This is a genomic window from Mesobacillus maritimus, from assembly GCF_019749255.1.
GTDB lineage: Bacteria > Bacillota > Bacilli > Bacillales > Cytobacillaceae > Mesobacillus_B > Mesobacillus_B maritimus_A.
Window position 1 is genome coordinate 324577 of the sequence record NZ_JACWFH010000012.1, and the last position, 16873, is coordinate 341449.

The 16873-nt window shown below is 39.1% G+C and carries 13 protein-coding genes and 1 riboswitch; of the genes, 4 read left to right on the plus strand and 9 right to left on the minus strand.

The features are described from left to right. Window positions 1–17: 17 nt before the first annotated feature. Window positions 18–2237, minus strand: a complete 2220-nt coding sequence (locus tag H0185_RS11935; protein WP_221873711.1) for a histidine kinase dimerization/phospho-acceptor domain-containing protein — start codon at window positions 2235–2237, stop codon at window positions 18–20. Further along, complete coding sequence (locus H0185_RS11940; protein ID WP_221873712.1) at window positions 2215–2907, minus strand: response regulator transcription factor; 693 nt, start codon at window positions 2905–2907, stop codon at window positions 2215–2217. The genes H0185_RS11935 and H0185_RS11940 overlap by 23 nt, the downstream gene beginning before the upstream one ends. Window positions 2908–3491: 584 nt before the next feature. Between H0185_RS11940 and H0185_RS11945 the strand changes: the two genes are divergently transcribed. Further along, window positions 3492–4502 carry a DUF1646 family protein gene (locus H0185_RS11945; RefSeq protein ID WP_221873713.1) on the plus strand — a complete coding sequence of 337 codons (1011 nt, stop codon included), beginning with the start codon at window positions 3492–3494 and terminating at the stop codon, window positions 4500–4502. A gap of 71 nt (window positions 4503–4573) precedes the next feature. Here the strand turns inward: H0185_RS11945 and gltC are convergent, their stop codons facing one another. Then, complete coding sequence (gene gltC, locus H0185_RS11950; protein ID WP_221873714.1) at window positions 4574–5488, minus strand: glutamate biosynthesis transcriptional regulator GltC; 915 nt, start codon at window positions 5486–5488, stop codon at window positions 4574–4576. A gap of 164 nt (window positions 5489–5652) precedes the next feature. Here gltC and gdhA point away from each other — a divergent pair, with 164 nt between their 5' ends. Next, window positions 5653–7038: an NADP-specific glutamate dehydrogenase gene (gene gdhA / locus H0185_RS11955; RefSeq protein WP_246629140.1), complete on the plus strand. Its 1386-nt coding sequence runs from the start codon at window positions 5653–5655 to the stop codon at window positions 7036–7038. A 51-nt stretch (window positions 7039–7089) separates the two neighbouring features. On the opposite strand, the gene H0185_RS11960 is transcribed toward gdhA, so the two are convergent. From H0185_RS11960 to H0185_RS11970, 3 genes are all read right to left on the minus strand, one after another. After that, on the minus strand, window positions 7090–8280 hold the full coding sequence (locus tag H0185_RS11960) for a class I SAM-dependent rRNA methyltransferase (RefSeq protein ID WP_221873715.1): 1191 nt from the start codon (window positions 8278–8280) through the stop codon (window positions 7090–7092). 201 nt (window positions 8281–8481) lie between these two features. Further along, window positions 8482–9075 carry a hypothetical protein gene (locus tag H0185_RS11965; RefSeq protein ID WP_221873716.1) on the minus strand — a complete coding sequence of 198 codons (594 nt, stop codon included), beginning with the start codon at window positions 9073–9075 and terminating at the stop codon, window positions 8482–8484. 17 nt (window positions 9076–9092) lie between these two features. Continuing rightward, on the minus strand, window positions 9093–10283 hold the full coding sequence (locus H0185_RS11970; protein ID WP_221873717.1) for a ParM/StbA family protein: 1191 nt from the start codon (window positions 10281–10283) through the stop codon (window positions 9093–9095). A gap of 421 nt (window positions 10284–10704) precedes the next feature. Between H0185_RS11970 and H0185_RS11975 the strand changes: the two genes are divergently transcribed. Together H0185_RS11975 and H0185_RS11980 are read left to right on the plus strand one after the other, a co-directional pair. Beyond that, window positions 10705–12195: a peptide MFS transporter gene (locus tag H0185_RS11975; RefSeq protein ID WP_221873718.1), complete on the plus strand. Its 1491-nt coding sequence runs from the start codon at window positions 10705–10707 to the stop codon at window positions 12193–12195. Between the two features lie 132 nt (window positions 12196–12327). Continuing rightward, on the plus strand, window positions 12328–13068 hold the full coding sequence (locus H0185_RS11980; protein ID WP_221873719.1) for a DUF4230 domain-containing protein: 741 nt from the start codon (window positions 12328–12330) through the stop codon (window positions 13066–13068). Window positions 13069–13318: 250 nt separating this feature from the next. Here the strand turns inward: H0185_RS11980 and H0185_RS11985 are convergent, their stop codons facing one another. From H0185_RS11985 to H0185_RS11995, 3 genes are all read right to left on the minus strand, one after another. Continuing rightward, entirely contained in the window at window positions 13319–14041 is a 723-nt protein-coding gene (locus tag H0185_RS11985) for a Crp/Fnr family transcriptional regulator (RefSeq protein WP_221873720.1), read from the minus strand. Window positions 14042–14523: 482 nt separating this feature from the next. Beyond that, a complete protein-coding gene (locus tag H0185_RS11990; RefSeq protein WP_221873721.1) occupies window positions 14524–15849 on the minus strand; it encodes a Na+/H+ antiporter NhaC family protein in 1326 nt (441 codons plus the stop codon). Between the two features lie 105 nt (window positions 15850–15954). After that, a riboswitch (SAM riboswitch) is annotated at window positions 15955–16066 on the minus strand. A 277-nt stretch (window positions 16067–16343) separates the two neighbouring features. Further along, window positions 16344–16844: a hypothetical protein gene (locus tag H0185_RS11995; protein WP_221873722.1), complete on the minus strand. Its 501-nt coding sequence runs from the start codon at window positions 16842–16844 to the stop codon at window positions 16344–16346. Window positions 16845–16873 lie beyond the last annotated feature (29 nt).

Here is a 16873-nt window from a genome sequence, read left to right on the forward strand (position 1 = left end):
TTTTCTAATGGCGGAATCTACTGAAGGCTATCTAAGGTAATCGTCACTTTAAACAAATCTCCATCTACATCAATGTTCATTTCCCCTTCATGGAGATCAATGATTGACTTGGCAATTGCAAGTCCCAGGCCAGAACCATCTGTATTCCTAGATTCATCGCCACGCTTGAACCGTTCATACAATTCGTCCACATTCTCACTTAATTCGTATTTAGTGACATTTTTAAACGTAATGATTGACTCACCATCATTTTGGTTTAATGTGATATACACCCGTGTGTTTTCTAATGAATATTTAAGGATATTTCCAATCAGATTATCAAACACTCTCCAAAGTTTCTGCCCATCTACCATAGCATAAACTGCCTTCTCAGGAGTTACAATACGCAACTGTAATCCTGCGTTCTCAAATGCTCCATTATGCTCAGCCAGTGCCTGCTGTAATAGCTGAACAAGGTCCACTTTTTCCTTTACTAGTTCTACACTACCACTCGCCATTTTGGATGCTTCAAATAAATCATCGATCAACACCTTCAATCGCTTAGACTTGCTATCAATGATTTCAATATAGGCCGCACGGTCGGCCTCAGACAAATCAGGAGTCTTTAAAAGCTCACTATACGTGATAATCGACGTCAACGGCGTACGCAAATCATGGCTAACGTTTGTGATCAATTCTGATTTTAACCGTTCACTTTTGGCTTGTTCGTTTTTCGATTGTTTTACCCCATGTTTAAGGATATTGATATTCGCTGCTAGCCTAGCCAGAATGCTTTTCCCTTCTACAGGTAAATCTGCTCCTAATCTTCCTGAAGCAAGTTCATCTGTATTTGCAACAATTTTATTAAAATAACCAGTGAATTTCATGATCACAATTAACGCGATTACACCAGTTACTAAAAGTACGCCAAGGACCAACACAAATACTGGTTCAATGACAACAATCACAATACTTGCACCTAATAAAAAGACAAAGCTTAAGAGAATGGTCATTTGCATCCCAATGCTACGATTTAGGAAGAACTCCTTCAACAGCAAATAGAATTTACTTACTAAGCTTTGCTTCCACTCATGCCGAAGCTGTTCCCCGTTTTTCCATTGTGGGTCTGTACCCTCTGGCCAATCCCTTAAAAGCCATTTTCCTTGGAAGTGTAATATGAACACCAAAATACTAGCAATTAGGATGGCAACTACCTCATCACCTAATTGAAAATAAAGCATACTATCACTGATAAAAAAGAAACTAATTAACACGAAAATAGCGGTAATTCCTATTAAAATTACCCTAACATCAATTGGAATCCGTACATAAAAGTCTACCAGTTTCCTTTCTATCTCCATTGGAATACTCGCCCATTTTCTAAGAAACCAACTAAGTATGAGCGCAATTAAACTAGTAGAGACAAACACCAGCATCATGATTTGTCGTTTCTCGTAGTCTTTAGCCCAACCAGACACGACATTGTTTGCTGTCTTTGTTTTTGGGACTCCAATGACCCCCTCAAAGGTCTGTCCTTTATACACCTCTAAAATCACATCATTATACTCACCATACACAAAGTTCTCATTCCCTGTTAGATATCCAGAACCTTTGCTAGGGTAATACTGAATAAAATTCGTATTTTGCTTATTTAAAAGCTCCTCAACAGGCTTATCCTCTACCCCCGCTAGATTTGTAATCACTTCTCCACTCTTTTTATTTTTTAAATAATATTTAAATGAGTCTTCGTATAGTAGAAATTGACTTCGATATCCCTCAATTTGTTGAAAATAATCATCTAGCTGTTCTTCTTTCTCTTTCACAATCTTCGCACGCACATGATCATCATTCTTAAAATTTTCGGTGATGTCTGCAATTTTCTTATCACGCTCTTCTCGGTAAACATCTGCTATTTCTTTATTTGCCTCTTCTGCTTCCTCAATCCGATAGCGATATTGTTCTTCAATATTCTCAATTTGGCTAGCTAAATCCCCATAGTGCGTACGATGTTCTTCAATTTCCTCGGCGCTAACCGATATTGCTTTTTTTACCTCTTCCTTTGACAAATTCTTTAATTCAAAGATGCCTAAAAGGTCGACAAATTGATAATATTCCTGCCGAAACTCTTCCGTTTCATAATAATTTTTAATATAGTTTCCACCCGATGTAATGGTCATGAAAATACCACTTATGCCATATGTGAGTAAAAAAATAAAAACAAATAACTTGATTAACTTATTTCTCGATTTTGTAGCCAATTCCCCATACCACCTTTAAGTACCTTGGATTTTTCGGATCAATTTCTATCTTTTCACGAATCTTTCGGATGTGGACCGCAACCGTGTTTTCCGCATTGATGCCTGGTTCTTTCCACACCCGTTCATAAATTTCATCTATGGAAAATACACGGCCTGCATTTTTCATTAACAGTTCCACGATACGGTATTCAATCGGGGTTAGCTTGACTACGTCCCCGTTGACGGTAACTTCCTTTGCAGTAGGGTCAATCGTCAGCCCGTGTAAATCAATGACCTTGTTGCCCCCTTCGAACGTCCCTAAGGTCACATACCGTCTCAACTGTGACTTTACCCGGGCAATTAATTCAAGTGGATTGAAAGGCTTAGTCACATAATCGTCCGCGCCCACCTGGAGACCGAGGATTTTATCGGTATCTTCACTTTTAGCGCTTAGCATGATGATGGGGATGTTCTTTTCTTCACGAATTTTAAAAGCGGTTGAGATTCCATCTAAACGCGGCATCATAATATCGAGCACGATCAAATGAATGGTCTGCTCATTTAATATTTCAATTGCCTCAATTCCATCCTTTGCCTTCATAACTGAGATTCCCTCATTCTTAAGGTAAATCTCGATTGCATCACGAATTTCCTTGTCATCATCTACTACCAAAACTTTATATGTAGCCATGGTCCACTCTCCTGTCATCAACCTTGTCTTTATTGTAAACAGCAAATCTTAATGAAAGCTGACTATTTTTCTTAAGACTTTCTTAAGATTGGGGATTGTTTTTGGGGGAATTCACTCTTTTAGGGGTAGGATGTATTCATTCGGACTGAGAATTTCCTTTTTTTAGTTGAGGCTTTCCGTGAATTCAGCCCTTATTCGGACTCCATATTTGTTTTTCAACCTGGGGCTGTCCGAACTCAACCTTCATTCGGACTCCATTTTCGTTTTTCACCCTGTGACTGTCCGAACTCAACCTTCATTCGGACTCCATTTCTGTTTTTCTACCTGGTGCTGTCCGAACTCAACCTCTCATTCGGACTCCATTTCTGTTTTTCTACCTGGGGCTGTCCGAACTCAACTCTCATTCGGACTCCATTTCCATTTTTCAACCCAGCACTGTCCGAACCCTTCCCTCACCCGGACTCAAGCTACCTTTTTCAGCCTTGAACTGTTCTATAGATTAAATTTCACCCAACTGAGTGATTTTTTGTACAAGTCATTAATAGGATAGGGTATACATCAAAATGTAAAGGATTTGGAGCAAAATGGGGTTATTGATTATTTTAGTGTTGGTCTTATTTTTGCCGTTTACTGTGCAAAAAGTTGAGCGGAATTTAGAAGTTTTTTTATTTGTAATGGGGCTTGCGGCGGCAACCGTCAGTGGGATTATGGATGCAACCTTAATGAAAAAAGCACTCGTCGACCCCATCAAGATTACCATCGCTGTATTGGTGGCAGGGCTACTCACGAAATGGCTGCATGTCCAGCTTGAAAGAACAATTCAAACCTTAAGTAGAGCATTGTCACCACGCATATTTGCAGGCTTGACGGTGATGGTGTTAGGACTTGTTTCGAGTTTGATCACAGCCATTATCGCGGCTATTATTCTCGTGATTATCGTAAATGTGCTCCCGCTGAATCGTGAATCTCGGGTTCGTTTTACGATTATTGCCTGTTTTTCTATTGGCCTTGGGGCGGCGTTAACGCCGATTGGGGAACCGTTATCGACCATTACTGTTGGAAAATTAAATCAAGACTTCTTTTATTTATTAAAGCTAATTGGCCCAGAAGTTGTCACGGCAATCGTTGTATTTGGGATTTTAACAATGTTCTTTGTGAATCCCCGGAAGAATGCAAAAGGGTTGGATATAGACCAGCGGCCAGAAAGTTACAAACACATTTTAATCCGAACGGTTAAAATTTACCTATTTGTGATGGGGTTAACGTTACTTGGGAATGGATTTGAGCCTTTCATTACTACCTATATTCTTGATTTGCATCCCACCACTTTATATTGGATCAATATGATTTCAGCCATCTTAGACAATGCAACGCTTGCTGCTGCCGAGATTAGCCCGGCAATGGAGGCAGACACCATTCAAGCCATTTTGCTTGGTCTGCTCATAAGCGGTGGTATGCTGATTCCAGGGAACATTCCGAATATCATTGCTGCTGGAAAGTTGAATATTACCAGTAAAGAGTGGGCCCAGTTCGCTGTACCGCTTGGCTTAAACACCATGGCCATTTACTTTCTTGTTTTATTTGTTTTTTATTAATCAAGCTTAAGCATGTTTTTGATCCTGCTTTATGGAACACAACAAACCTTTAGCTGAGCTTTACATACCAATTAAAATAAGTCATTTTGAAATTGGTTAATTTTCGAAAACAACTCTTGAATAAACTCATAAAAAATCACTTCCGTCGGAAGGAGTTTTCGTTCACTCGGAATAATAATTCCAACCGTACGAGTAATATTGGGCTTCACCAACTTTTTTTTGACCGTTAACCTTGGCAAACTATCTACTAAGGTAATTTCCGGGATAAGGGCAATTCCTAGGCCAGCAGAAACCAGTCCTTTAATTGCATCAATATCTTTTCCTTCAAAGTTTACCGTAGGTTGAAAGCCGTGCTGCTCACAAGCATCCACAATCATATCGTGTAAAACAAACCCCTTCGGAAAAAGAATAAACGAATCATTCCGAAGCTGATTTAACTCGATATATGGGAGCTCCGCTAAAGGGTGATTAGTGGGCAGTAAGGCGACAATTTTTTCCGTAAACAACGTTTTCCCCGTGACTTTTTTCTCGTGTTTTGGCACTGGGCCTATTAAAGCTAAGTCAAATTCACCTTTAACCACACCTTCAACTAACTCATGATAGGAACCTTGATTCAACTGAAATTTTACATTTGGAAATTGTTCACGGAAAGCTGAAACGGTTGTTGGAAGTGTATATGCAGCCAAACTGCTCGGGAAACCGATTCGAACGGTACCCCGCTCAGGATCAAGGTAGTCTGAAATTTCACCCTTGGCATTTTCAATCACCTTTTTCACTTGTTCCATATGCTCTAAAAAGCTCCTACCAATGGGAGTTAACCGAACATTACGCCCCTCTCTAATAAACAGCTCTACCCCAAGCTCTGCTTCTAGGTTGAAAATTTGTCTACTCACTGCAGACTGCGCCACATGTAAATTTAGGGCGGCCTCCGTTACATGTTCACGCTTGGCAACTTCGATAAAATATTCAATTTGTCTTAGCTCCATTTGTCCCACCTCCCTGTTTATCATCTCACATTGGCATTGTTTTCATCTACTATTTATATTGATTAGACCGGATAATAGTTTTATAATTCTGCATATTGAAAACCTAAAAAGTTCCCTAATGGATCCTATACATACTTTTTATAAAACAAGGGAGGAAGAACGATATGGCAATGATGATCAACAATACCTCAACACCAGAGTTGCAAGCAGCGAAAAAATACGTAAATGAAGTATATGAAGCAGTCAAAAAACGTAACCCCCACGAGTATGAATTCCACCAGGCAGCAAAGGAAATTTTCGATTCACTTGTCCCTATTTTTGCCAAATACCCCAAATATATTGAACACAATATTTTAGAGAGAATTTCAGAACCTGAGCGAATGATTACTTTCCGTGTTCCATGGGTTGACGATCAAGGAAACGTTCAAGTAAACCGTGGTTTTCGTGTTCAATTCAGCAGTAGTATTGGACCTTATAAAGGCGGACTACGCTTCCACCCATCTGTTAATGCAAGTATTATTAAGTTCCTTGGTTTTGAACAGGTCTTTAAAAACTCTTTAACAGGCTTGCCAATTGGCGGCGGAAAAGGCGGTTCTGACTTTGATCCAAAGGGCAAATCAGATGGAGAAGTGATGCGCTTTACACAAAGCTTTATGAGTGAACTCTATCGTCACATCGGTCAAGATATTGATGTTCCTGCAGGAGATATTGGTGTTGGCGCACGAGAAATCGGCTACCTATTTGGTCAATACAAAAAGATCCGTGGTGGTTATGAAGCTGGTATCCTAACAGGGAAAGCACCTATTTATGGCGGTAGCCCAGCACGACCAGAAGCAACAGGCTATGGAACAGTGTATTTTGTAGAAGAAATGCTTGCGGATAAAGGAATGGGCTTTAAGGACAGTACCGTGGTTGTTTCTGGGTCAGGAAACGTTTCTATTTATGCGATTGAAAAGGCCTACCAGTTAGGAGCTCAAGTAATCGCTTGTAGCGACTCTGACGGCTATGTGTACGATCCAAACGGGATCAACCTTGATACGGTTAAACGTTTAAAGGAAGTTGAAAGAAGACGTATTAGTGACTACGTATTGGAGCATCCACAAGCAGAGTACTACGAAGGGTGCACAGGCATTTGGTCCATTCCATGTGATATCGCCTTACCATGTGCGACTCAAAATGAAATTGATGAAGCTTCTGCTAAGACATTAGTAGAAAATGGTGTAAAAGCAATCGGTGAAGGCGCTAATATGCCATCTACTTTGGAGGCTATTGAATTATTCCTAGAAAACAAGGTTCTATTCGGACCAGCCAAAGCTGCAAATGCAGGTGGTGTAGCTGTATCTGCACTTGAAATGTCACAAAATAGCATGAGGTTGACTTGGACTTTTGAAGAAGTCGATCAAAAGCTACAGAATATCATGAAAAACATTTACCAGAACAGCGTGGAAGCTGCAGAAGAGTTTGGTCAACCTGATAACCTTGTCATGGGTGCCAATATCGCTGGTTTCATTAAAGTAGCCGACGCGATGATTGCTCAAGGAGTGATTTAATTTAAAATAAAAGGGTGAAATCCATTTGGATTTCACCCTTTTATTCTTTCGTTACCCAAGTTTTTTTATAAAACAAACCTTTAAATAATCACCTTCTGGGAAGGCATTTATTGTTCTAAAATCCTTCGGTAATGAGAACTCCTCAATAATATGATATTTTTCATTGCTTTCTTTAAAGGCCGTTTTAATAAATCCCTTAAACTTATTCATGTCAAAGTTGCTAGCGTTGGTAGAAGCAACAATGACACCGTTTTTCTCCGTAATCGCAATAGCCTCTTTTAACAAATCTTTATAATCCTTCTCAGCACTAAAAACAAATTTCTTTGATCGTGCAAAGCTCGGTGGATCAAGAATAACCATATCAAACTTAAGGTTTTTCTTTACTGCGTACTTAAAGTACTTAAAAACATCCATGACAAGGATATCTTGCTCCTCGGCATCGATACGGTTGATGCTAAATTGCTCTTGTGTTTTCGGTAGGCTCCGATTTGCCAAGTCGACACTGGTCGTCTTTGCGGCTCCCCCTAGGGCTGCAGCAACCGAGAAAGCCCCTGTATAAGAGAAGGTATTCAGTACCGTCTTCCCTTTAGCATATTGGTCACGTATCGTCCTCCGTACGTCCCGCTGATCAAGGAAGACACCCACCATGGCACTTTCATTGAGATAAACAGCGTAGTTCATTCCATTTTCCTTCACAATCAAAGGGAACTCTCCTCGTTCACCTATAACAAAATCATCTTCTTCAATGTATTGACCCTTTGTATCAAAGCGCTTTTTCTGATAAATCCCCTTGAATTCCACCAATTCTTTTAATGCGCCAATGATATAGTCCTTAAATGTGTAGATCCCTTGGCTGTACCAATGAATCAAGTAATAGCCAGCGAAGTATTCAATGGTTACCCCACCAACGCCATCGCCTTCACCATTAAAAATCCGGAAAGCTGTTGTATCTGGATTTTCATAAAAATGCTGTCTTCGTTGAATAGCTTCATGAAGCTTTTGTTTAAAAAAAGGCTGATTAAATTGCTCTTGTTCATTTTTACTTAAGACCCAGCCAAAGCCTTTGTTTTGCTTCCCGTAATATCCTTTTGCAAGAAACTGATTCCGTTCATCTACGAGCCTCACAATCGCTCCTTCTTCTTTCACTTCATTCAAATTCAGTATTGCATCCTTAAAAATGAGCGGATATCCGCTTTTAAACCTGTTCACATACTTTGATTTCACTTTTAAACGATATTCCATTTTTTCCGTCCAATCTATAGAGTTTTATTTGCCATTATACCGTTTTAAACGTATATATAAAACTTCCGGCAGTGGTTAAAAAACTTTTAAGTAAACATTGTTTTTGATTCCGAATGCTAGTACAAGGCTTGAATAATGAGCTTAAAAAAAGACCACCTATTTTTTAATAGGTAGCCTGTCATCACTTAATTCTAAATAACCTTACTTATTCATTAATGTTAAAAAACCACCAAGAAGATCATCGGGGTCCTCGTCTTCAGCCTCTTCTGAATCGGATTCATCCACTGACGATGCTTGTTCTTGTAACGCCGATTCCCAATCAAAGTCCATCAGATCGTCCTCAAAGGTGTCTGGCTGCGTCTCGTCTGCATTGGATACTTCTTCTACCTTAGCAGGCATTGACTCCTCCTGGAACCCCTCCTGAAGATATAATGCCTCATCTATGTCAAGGGCTTTACTGTTCAAAGTAGCTAGAATGGCAGCTGCCCTAACTGGATCAGCAAGCAATTGATAGACAATTGTTCCTAACATCGCTTCAGAATGAGAATGCTTTAGCCAGTTACGCTGTTCTTTGCTCAGTTGCTTCGGAAGGGGGATTGTAACGGTTTCCTTTTCCTTAGCAATGGTGTTTCCGACACCCTCAATAGCAAATTCAGCTATCTTACTAGAAAAGTTGCGTTTCTCCGTTTCCTTAAGCCTCTGTAACTGCTTTAAGATGTGGTCAGGGGTATCGGAAGGGAGGCGGAAGGTAATCGCCTGCCCCCTCTGGATGCGAGTCATTCCCTTTTTGTCCATGAAATCACCTTATCATCTTACTTATTTGAAGATTGCTTAACAGGTTCTTTAGCTGATTTGTGGTTTGCCTTCTCTGTTTTACGAACAAAGTCCGAGATTAATTTGTAGTAAGCATTTGCCATCATCCAGATACTTTCCTTCTCGTCTTCGAAGAACTCAATATTGTAGCCATCTAGATTATTATTAAGCGTCTTAATATACTCCTTAAGGACCATGGAGCCACCACCAACAAAGTAGCAAATCTCTGTTTGTGAGTTCTTTTGCCAAACATTACGCAGATGACGGTATTGTTTCTTTGCCAAATCGACTAAAATTCGGTCCGTAATGTCATGAACGCTTGTACGGCTACCTCGCACCATAATATGGTTACGATCATTTTTTCTAGTAATAATGTCTACAACATCACGTCGGCTATCTAACTCCACTCCGTGCTTTGATCTAATTTCTTCTCGAATCGCCTCTAAAGCTTCCGCTACTCCAAGGTTAAAGCCCTGTGCCTTATCGTCATCCACGTTTCGACTTTTAATGACAGCGATATCTGTAGATAATCCACCAATATCCTGAATCAAGATATTTTTATCAATTAAATCACGGTTAATGACGTTTAAATCATTGTCCATTACTAGATTAATATAAGCTGCAAAGCCTTCTGGATAGACTTTTACTTGGTCAAACCTAATATTTACCTTTAAACCTTGATATTTAGGAGTAACTAGGAATTCAACTTGATGAACAGAACCTAGTAGTTGTGAACGGTAACCGACATCTTTTCCTTCTTTCACTTCACGCAATGGAAGTCCTGTACCTAATGTATAGTTCGCATCTACTACATTATTATTTCTTTTAAAAATAGAAGCATTTTCCTCGCGAACAGCATCCAATGCTAGAGTTGCAAAAAGCATAACAAGCGTTTGATCTTCTTCAGATTTACTGCTTCCTGGATCTAGTTCACTAGCATTATCACTCTTCGTCGCTAAGTCCCCAACACGGTAAATGACATTGTTATCCATAAGGGCAGGGGAGTGTACTCTTATATGAATACCGCTGAGTGGATTCTTCTCATTTAAATCTTCAATTCCAATAACAGGACGGTCTGCCGTATCTCTCGCGATTACATTCGGTATGTAAAGTTCATAATCTAGCTTTCCAAAAACTGCCTTTACAGCATCATTTCCAACGTCAACAGCACAAATTCTACTAGTACTCATTCTATCAATCCTCTCAAAAAAATTAATTTCTATTAATTACATAATATTGCAAGATGTCCCATTGGTCAATCCTACTTTAGTTGTATACTTTTATGTGTACAATATGTACAAAAACGTACACAAGTACACAAAACTGTACACATCCCTTTAATTCAATATGTATACGTATTTGTAAACATGTAAACGGAATTGTATACATTAAGTTTACATTTTTGTACACATGTATACATTATTGTATACATGCAAAGAATTCCTGTCATTTGGTTATAATGTAGATAGGCTACCCTCCCCTACTCTCAGTTGTATTCTATTTATTTCATGCTAATAAGGTTCATACATACTATCCCTAATTTTCCAAAAATAGTTTTTGACTAAAACTGGCTATCATATTATTATGTTAGAATATCAAGGAGGTTGTATGATGTCAGACTTTAATAAACAGAAAATTGTGGATAGTGTTCCTCAAACAGGTTTCTTTGGACACCCTAAGGGATTATTCACGTTATTCTTTACAGAATTCTGGGAGCGATTTTCCTATTATGGAATGCGAGCAATCCTCGTCTTCTATATGTATTATGAAGTATCCAAAGGTGGGCTCGGTCTTGATGAATCCCTTGCCTTCTCCATCATGTCAATATACGGTTCTTTGGTTTATATGTCAGGAATTATCGGTGGTTGGTTAGCCGACCGTGTCTTAGGTACATCAAAAGCCGTGTTCTACGGTGGTATTTTGATTATGTTTGGACATATCGTATTAGCGATACCAGGAAGTTTGGCAACATTCTTTATCTCTATGGTTCTGATCGTCCTCGGTACAGGTTTATTAAAGCCGAATGTGTCGAGTGTTGTCGGAGAAATCTACAGCATGGAAGACAATCGCCGTGACGCAGGATTTAGTATCTTCTATATGGGTATTAACCTAGGAGCTTTTATCTCTCCATTAATCACCGGTGAAGTGGCGAAAACAAGCTTCCACTTAGGCTTTGGAATTGCTGCTGTCGGAATGTTCGTCGGGTTACTTGTATTTATGTTGACAAAGAAGAAAAATCTCGGTTTAGCAGGAACCATTGTTGCGAATCCTCTCTCCCCTACTGAAAGAAAGAAGGTATTCACAACGTTTGGAATTGCTCTTGTTCTCATTGCTATTTTAGTTGCTATCACCATACCAGCAGGACTTTTGACCTTTGAAAGCTTTATTGCCCTTGTTGGGATATTAGGAATTGGAATTCCAACTGCTTATTTTATCACTATGTATCGTAGCCCTAAAACAACTGCCGAAGAGCGTTCACGACTCATTGCTTATATCCCGCTTTTCATTGCAGCTGTTATGTTTTGGGCAATCCAAGAACAAGGTTCTACTATCTTGGCTAGTTATGCGGATAAAAGAACGCAGCTCGAATTTGCAGGATTTTCAATCTCTCCTGCTTGGTTCCAGTCACTAAATCCGCTGTTTATTATTGTCTTAGCCCCTGTATTTGCTTGGTTTTGGATGAAATTAGGAAAGCGCCAACCAACAATCCCACAAAAGTTTTCAATTGGTTTATTGTTTGCTGGTTTATCCTTCCTAGTCATCCTGTTACCTGCTTACTTTGGTGGCACAGATTCATTGGTTAACCCATTATGGCTTGTACTAAGCTATTTCATTGTTGTACTCGGGGAATTATGCTTATCACCTGTAGGATTATCAGCGACAACGAAGTTAGCTCCAGCTGCATTCTCAGCCCAAACCATGAGCCTTTGGTTTCTATCCAATGCTGCAGCCCAAGCAATTAACGCTCAGTTAGTAAAATTCTATTCTCCTGCAACAGAAATGGTTTACTTTGGGATGATAGGTGGTGCATCCATCGTTCTTTCCATTATTCTCTTTATCTTTGCACCAAAGATTCAGGGATTTATGAAAGGTGTCCGTTAGGAGAAGATACAATGTATTAGAAACCAGAAGGCCAACTTCTGGTTTTTTTTATTGTTCATTATTTTTTATTAAGAAATTAGTAGGATATTCTGTTATGATGTCTATACTAGTCGAAATATAGGGGGATCCAACATGAGCGCAAAGAAAAAGAAACATGCGCATTTCTCTAAAGAAGAAATTCAGTCTGCTAGACACGAGTCGGCTGCAACATTAGCAATTGACAAAAGTAGACAGCACCGCCATAGCCTTTTCCCTTTCCTAAAGTTAAAATTGACTGTCCGAATCTTAACCATTGTTCTTATTCTCCTATTCATTAGTGGGTTAGGAATCTTTACTTATACAAATCTATTTGCTGGTACCACCTATAAATCAGAATCCTTTAGTATGGTTGAAAGTGTACAAGACTTAGCTACTCTTGCTACTGCTGAGGCTTTTGTTACCACAATCATTAAAGAAGAAGATCATAAACTTTTTAATAAAGATATAAATGTCAACCTCCCTGGAACAAAGCGTACTTTGTTGCTCATCGTTCCTGCTACCGTCCTAGCCGGAGTGGATTTACAGCTTGTTTCAGCAGAGAACATGGAGATAAATGAAGAAACCAAAGAAATTTCAATAACGATTCCACACGCACAACTAATTCAAGAGCCATCCATTCAGATGGACAAAGTTCAAACATACTCGGAGGAAGGCCTCTTTCGAAGTGAAGTTCATTGGGACGAGGGGTTTGACCTTGCAGTAAAGGCAAAAGAACAAATAGAACACGAAGCAATTGAGTTGGGTATTTTATCTAAAGCAGAAGAAAGCGCAGTTCAAGTCCTTAGCTCCTTTTTTGAACATCTCGGTTATCGCTCTACTATAAGCTTTGAATAGACGAAAAAGGCTGTTTTCGTAAAGGTTGTTGCTAATATCCTAAAGCCGATTTTAGCGCAAGTTCAGCTAGTTATTAAGTTTTAAATTCATTTTCAAGCTCTTTTCTCATTAGTAAACTTTTTTGTAATTCAGAATGTGCTAGAACAATGGTTTTTGCTCTTTAAATACAACAAAATTTGAGAAAAGAGCCCCAAAAAAGACAAGTGTCTTACCTGTTTCAAACAGGAGATACTTGTCTTTTTTAGTCTAGTTATTTGGTATATTCCTCTAAAGAACTCTGGTCTTTAACTAGAATTTGTTTATTTCCTAGTATCGAAATGAGCGCTAAGTCTTCAAATTTGCTTAGTTTACGACTAATTGTTTCCCTCGTAACACCTACATAACTTGCAATTTCTTCGCGTGTAATGGGTAATTGAATCAGTACTCCGTCCTTCTCGTTTACCCCAAACTTTTGACAAAACTCTAAAATCATTTGAGCTATACGGACTTCTGGATCCTTTGTAGCTAGATTTTGCGCCAAATTTTCTGTATGTGCTAGTCTTTTTGTTACTTCTTTTAATAATTTAATTGCAATATCAGGATGTGCAGCCATAATCCGATCGATATCATCTTTGGTTAACATACAAATCTCTGTATCTTCAATAGCATAAGCTGTAAAATTATTTACTTCCTCCGCATTGAAAAGATTCAGTTCTCCGAAGAATTCCCCACATGTCATGATATCAAGAATTTGTTCTTTTCCATTCACGGTAAACTTTGAACGTTTTACCTGACCTTTATTAATGATAAATAGCTTGTCTGATCTTTCCCCTTCATGAATAAGCGCTTGGCCCTTCTTAAACTGTTTGTGGCTGATCATCCTTGTTATTTTTAAAATTTCTTTATCAGATAACGAAATAAAAATAGGAACCTTCTTAGCACAAGGTCCATGATCACTATATTGGTCACATCGTGTACAACTATGCTCTGTCATTTTTATCACCCAATAAGAAATTTTTTTTGAATACGAGTTTCCTACCTTAAAATATAGCATTCGCTACGTCCATCTGGTGTGATTTAAATCACCTAGCCTATACACCACTGCTTTTTCAAAGAGACCCGATTAAAACCATTGTTTATTTTCGCTCCAGGCATCTCACAAACCATTCTAAAGCGGGCCCTCGGGGCTTGGTACTAGCATTCAGCGATTAGCCTCCGAGAGATGCTTCTATCCCGTCACTGGAGATAAAAGAACAATTCATCTGACGGGCCACCAGCTTGTTGGTGCTAAACAAGACGCTGCCGTTTTTCTTCTACTCATCACTCACCTGCTGGTGGTAGCTTGGCCATATCATTTTACAGGAGTCTTTCTGCCTTCCGTTCCAACCAACAGTTGGGTGGAAATTTACTATGTACTTTAACACCTGAAAAACAAAAACACCTGACCATCATTTCCGATGATCAGGTGCACTCTAGTTAGGATGCTTGCGAACTTAAAGATTCAGCTCGTTTCGTTTTACTTGTAAACCTTGGATACCCCATTGAAATGGCAATCACTCCACAAATTCCAATTAAAATAGGATAATAGGAATATTGTAAAACGGCAATTGGAGAAATCCCTGCAACGGCTGTTGCTGCGAGAATTTGACCTCCATAAGGAATTAAACCTTGTACACAACATGAGAAAATATCCAAAATACTGGATGATTTACGTGGATCGATCTCGTACTTGTCTGCAATATCCTTTGCTAATGGACCTGTAATAATAATCGCAATCGTGTTATTTGCCGTAGATAAGTCTGTTAACCCAACTAAACCAGCAATCCCGAACTCTGCGCCTTTTTTGGTTTTTATTTTACTTGTTGCAAGATGGAGCAAGAAATCAATTCCACCATTATGCTTAATGATTTCAACCATTCCAGCAATGAGAATCGCAAGAAAGGCAATCTCGTACATCCCCGCCATGCCTTCTCCAATACTTTGAACAACGCCCATCAGATTATAGCTACCATCTACCAATCCAACTCCTCCTGCAAAAACGATTCCTAATGCAAGAACAAGAAAGACGTTGACCCCAACAAGAGCTGTCACAATGACCAATAAATAGGGCAAAATTTTCACTAAGCTGTATTCATACTGTTCAATCTGAGCACTTTCACCCATTGTTAATATCCCTAATAGCACGCACGTAATGATGGCTGCCGGTAAGACAATCCAAAAGTTCACCTTAAATTTATCTTTCATCTGTGTATTTTGAGAACGAACGGCCGAAATGGTCGTATCTGAGATAAAGGATAGATTATCTCCGAACATCGCTCCCCCAATCACTGCGGCCATCGAAAGCGCCAAAGATATATCTGTTTGTTCACTAATCCCAACACCAATTGGAGCAAGGGCAACAATCGTCCCCATTGATGTTCCCATTGATAAAGAAATAAAACAGGCAATCACGAACATCCCAACCATCAGGAGATTTTGTGGAACCACTGATAACGCTAGGTTTACCGTTGAGTCCACTGCTCCCATTCCCTTTGCAGTAGCTGAAAAAGCTCCAGCTAATAAGAAAATAACAACCATAAGCATCACACTGCCATTCCCAGCACCACGACAGAAAATGTCTACTTTTTTCGTAAAAGACTCCTTCGGGTTCATTGCTAAAGCAACTGCTGCTGAAATTGCAATCGCCACGATCACCGGAAACGCATAAAAATCGCCTGTTACGAATCCTGTTCCAATAAATAAAATTAAAAAGACCGCAAACGGCAGTAAAGCCCATGCATTTCCCTTTCTCTCCACTCCCATGATGATTCCCCCCATAATATATAATGATAGCGCCCCTTAATAAAACAAAAAGACCCCTTCTTAAAACAAATAAGAAGAGGTCTTATACATATCGATAAGTCACTCTTCTTATCTTTCAAACATTTCTGTCTGCTGGATTTGGCACAGCAACTCATACACTTTGAGTTCCGCTGCCGAGATATCATAGGGCCAGTCCCTCCATCTCTCTGGATAAGAAGATTATATAATTAATTACTTTTTTCTGAACTAGACATATCTTATATTATTCTATGTATTAATACAACTACTTTTTCAGGAAACCCCACCAAATCCCTCCAATTCTTGAATCAACTAATTGAACTTCTAAGGTCTATAATGCTAGCTTGGAGTATTTTTCACTATTAGGCTTAAGATTGTTGTCTTAATTTGTTGCTATATAAATATATTTTAAAACAGTGTCTATCCTTCTTGAAAAGGCCCTGTCTATTAAGACAGGGCCCCACTTGCTTATTTTATTATCTACCAAAATATGTTTTAAGTGACAATTGATAATTAACAGAAGTGCGCTGAATTGCTTGGTGTTGCATGGTTTTTCCGTTACTAAATGTTGCGTCGACCTGTACGGCAGATGTATTCTCAACTTGTGCTTGGGATACTTGACTTGGTTCAGTTGTTTCAGTTGTTTGCTCCGAACCAGCAGTTACCGTCGTGGTTGATCCCCCATTAGATAAATTTAAATTGGTGTTACTTTTTTGGCTAAATGTTGCGGGAGCCTTCACACTTCCACCTTGAAATTTAAAAGCAGTAGCTGTTCCTCCACCTCCAAAAGTGGATTGCACATAACTTGTTCTCTCTTGCTCAGCTTTAATCGTTGCAGGGCCTGTTTGATTTGCCGAGGCAGCGCCTGCTATTCCTAAACTAACTAATGATACAGCGACTATAGTCCCAATCCCTTTTTTCAACATATATAGACCTCCAATAATTACTAGAATGATTGTAAATAGAAAGAATGTCATTTTGAATAAAAAACTCCATCCAGCATAAG

Excerpts from the sequence above, each read along its gene's own strand:
- H0185_RS11940 (WP_221873712.1), bottom strand. The coding sequence starts at position 2,907 with ATGGCTACATATAAAGTTTTGGTAGTAGATGATGACAAGGAAATTCGT.
- H0185_RS11945 (WP_221873713.1), top strand. The coding sequence starts at position 3,492 with ATGGGGTTATTGATTATTTTAGTGTTGGTCTTATTTTTGCCGTTTACT.
- gltC (WP_221873714.1), bottom strand. The coding sequence starts at position 5,488 with ATGGAGCTAAGACAAATTGAATATTTTATCGAAGTTGCCAAGCGTGAA.
- gdhA (WP_246629140.1), top strand. The coding sequence starts at position 5,653 with ATGGCAATGATGATCAACAATACCTCAACACCAGAGTTGCAAGCAGCG.
- H0185_RS11960 (WP_221873715.1), bottom strand. The coding sequence starts at position 8,280 with ATGGAATATCGTTTAAAAGTGAAATCAAAGTATGTGAACAGGTTTAAA.
- H0185_RS11965 (WP_221873716.1), bottom strand. The coding sequence starts at position 9,075 with ATGGACAAAAAGGGAATGACTCGCATCCAGAGGGGGCAGGCGATTACC.
- H0185_RS11970 (WP_221873717.1), bottom strand. The coding sequence starts at position 10,283 with ATGAGTACTAGTAGAATTTGTGCTGTTGACGTTGGAAATGATGCTGTA.
- H0185_RS11975 (WP_221873718.1), top strand. The coding sequence starts at position 10,705 with ATGTCAGACTTTAATAAACAGAAAATTGTGGATAGTGTTCCTCAAACA.
- H0185_RS11980 (WP_221873719.1), top strand. The coding sequence starts at position 12,328 with ATGAGCGCAAAGAAAAAGAAACATGCGCATTTCTCTAAAGAAGAAATT.
- H0185_RS11985 (WP_221873720.1), bottom strand. The coding sequence starts at position 14,041 with ATGACAGAGCATAGTTGTACACGATGTGACCAATATAGTGATCATGGA.
- H0185_RS11990 (WP_221873721.1), bottom strand. The coding sequence starts at position 15,849 with ATGGGAGTGGAGAGAAAGGGAAATGCATGGGCTTTACTGCCGTTTGCG.
- H0185_RS11995 (WP_221873722.1), bottom strand. The coding sequence starts at position 16,844 with ATGACATTCTTTCTATTTACAATCATTCTAGTAATTATTGGAGGTCTA.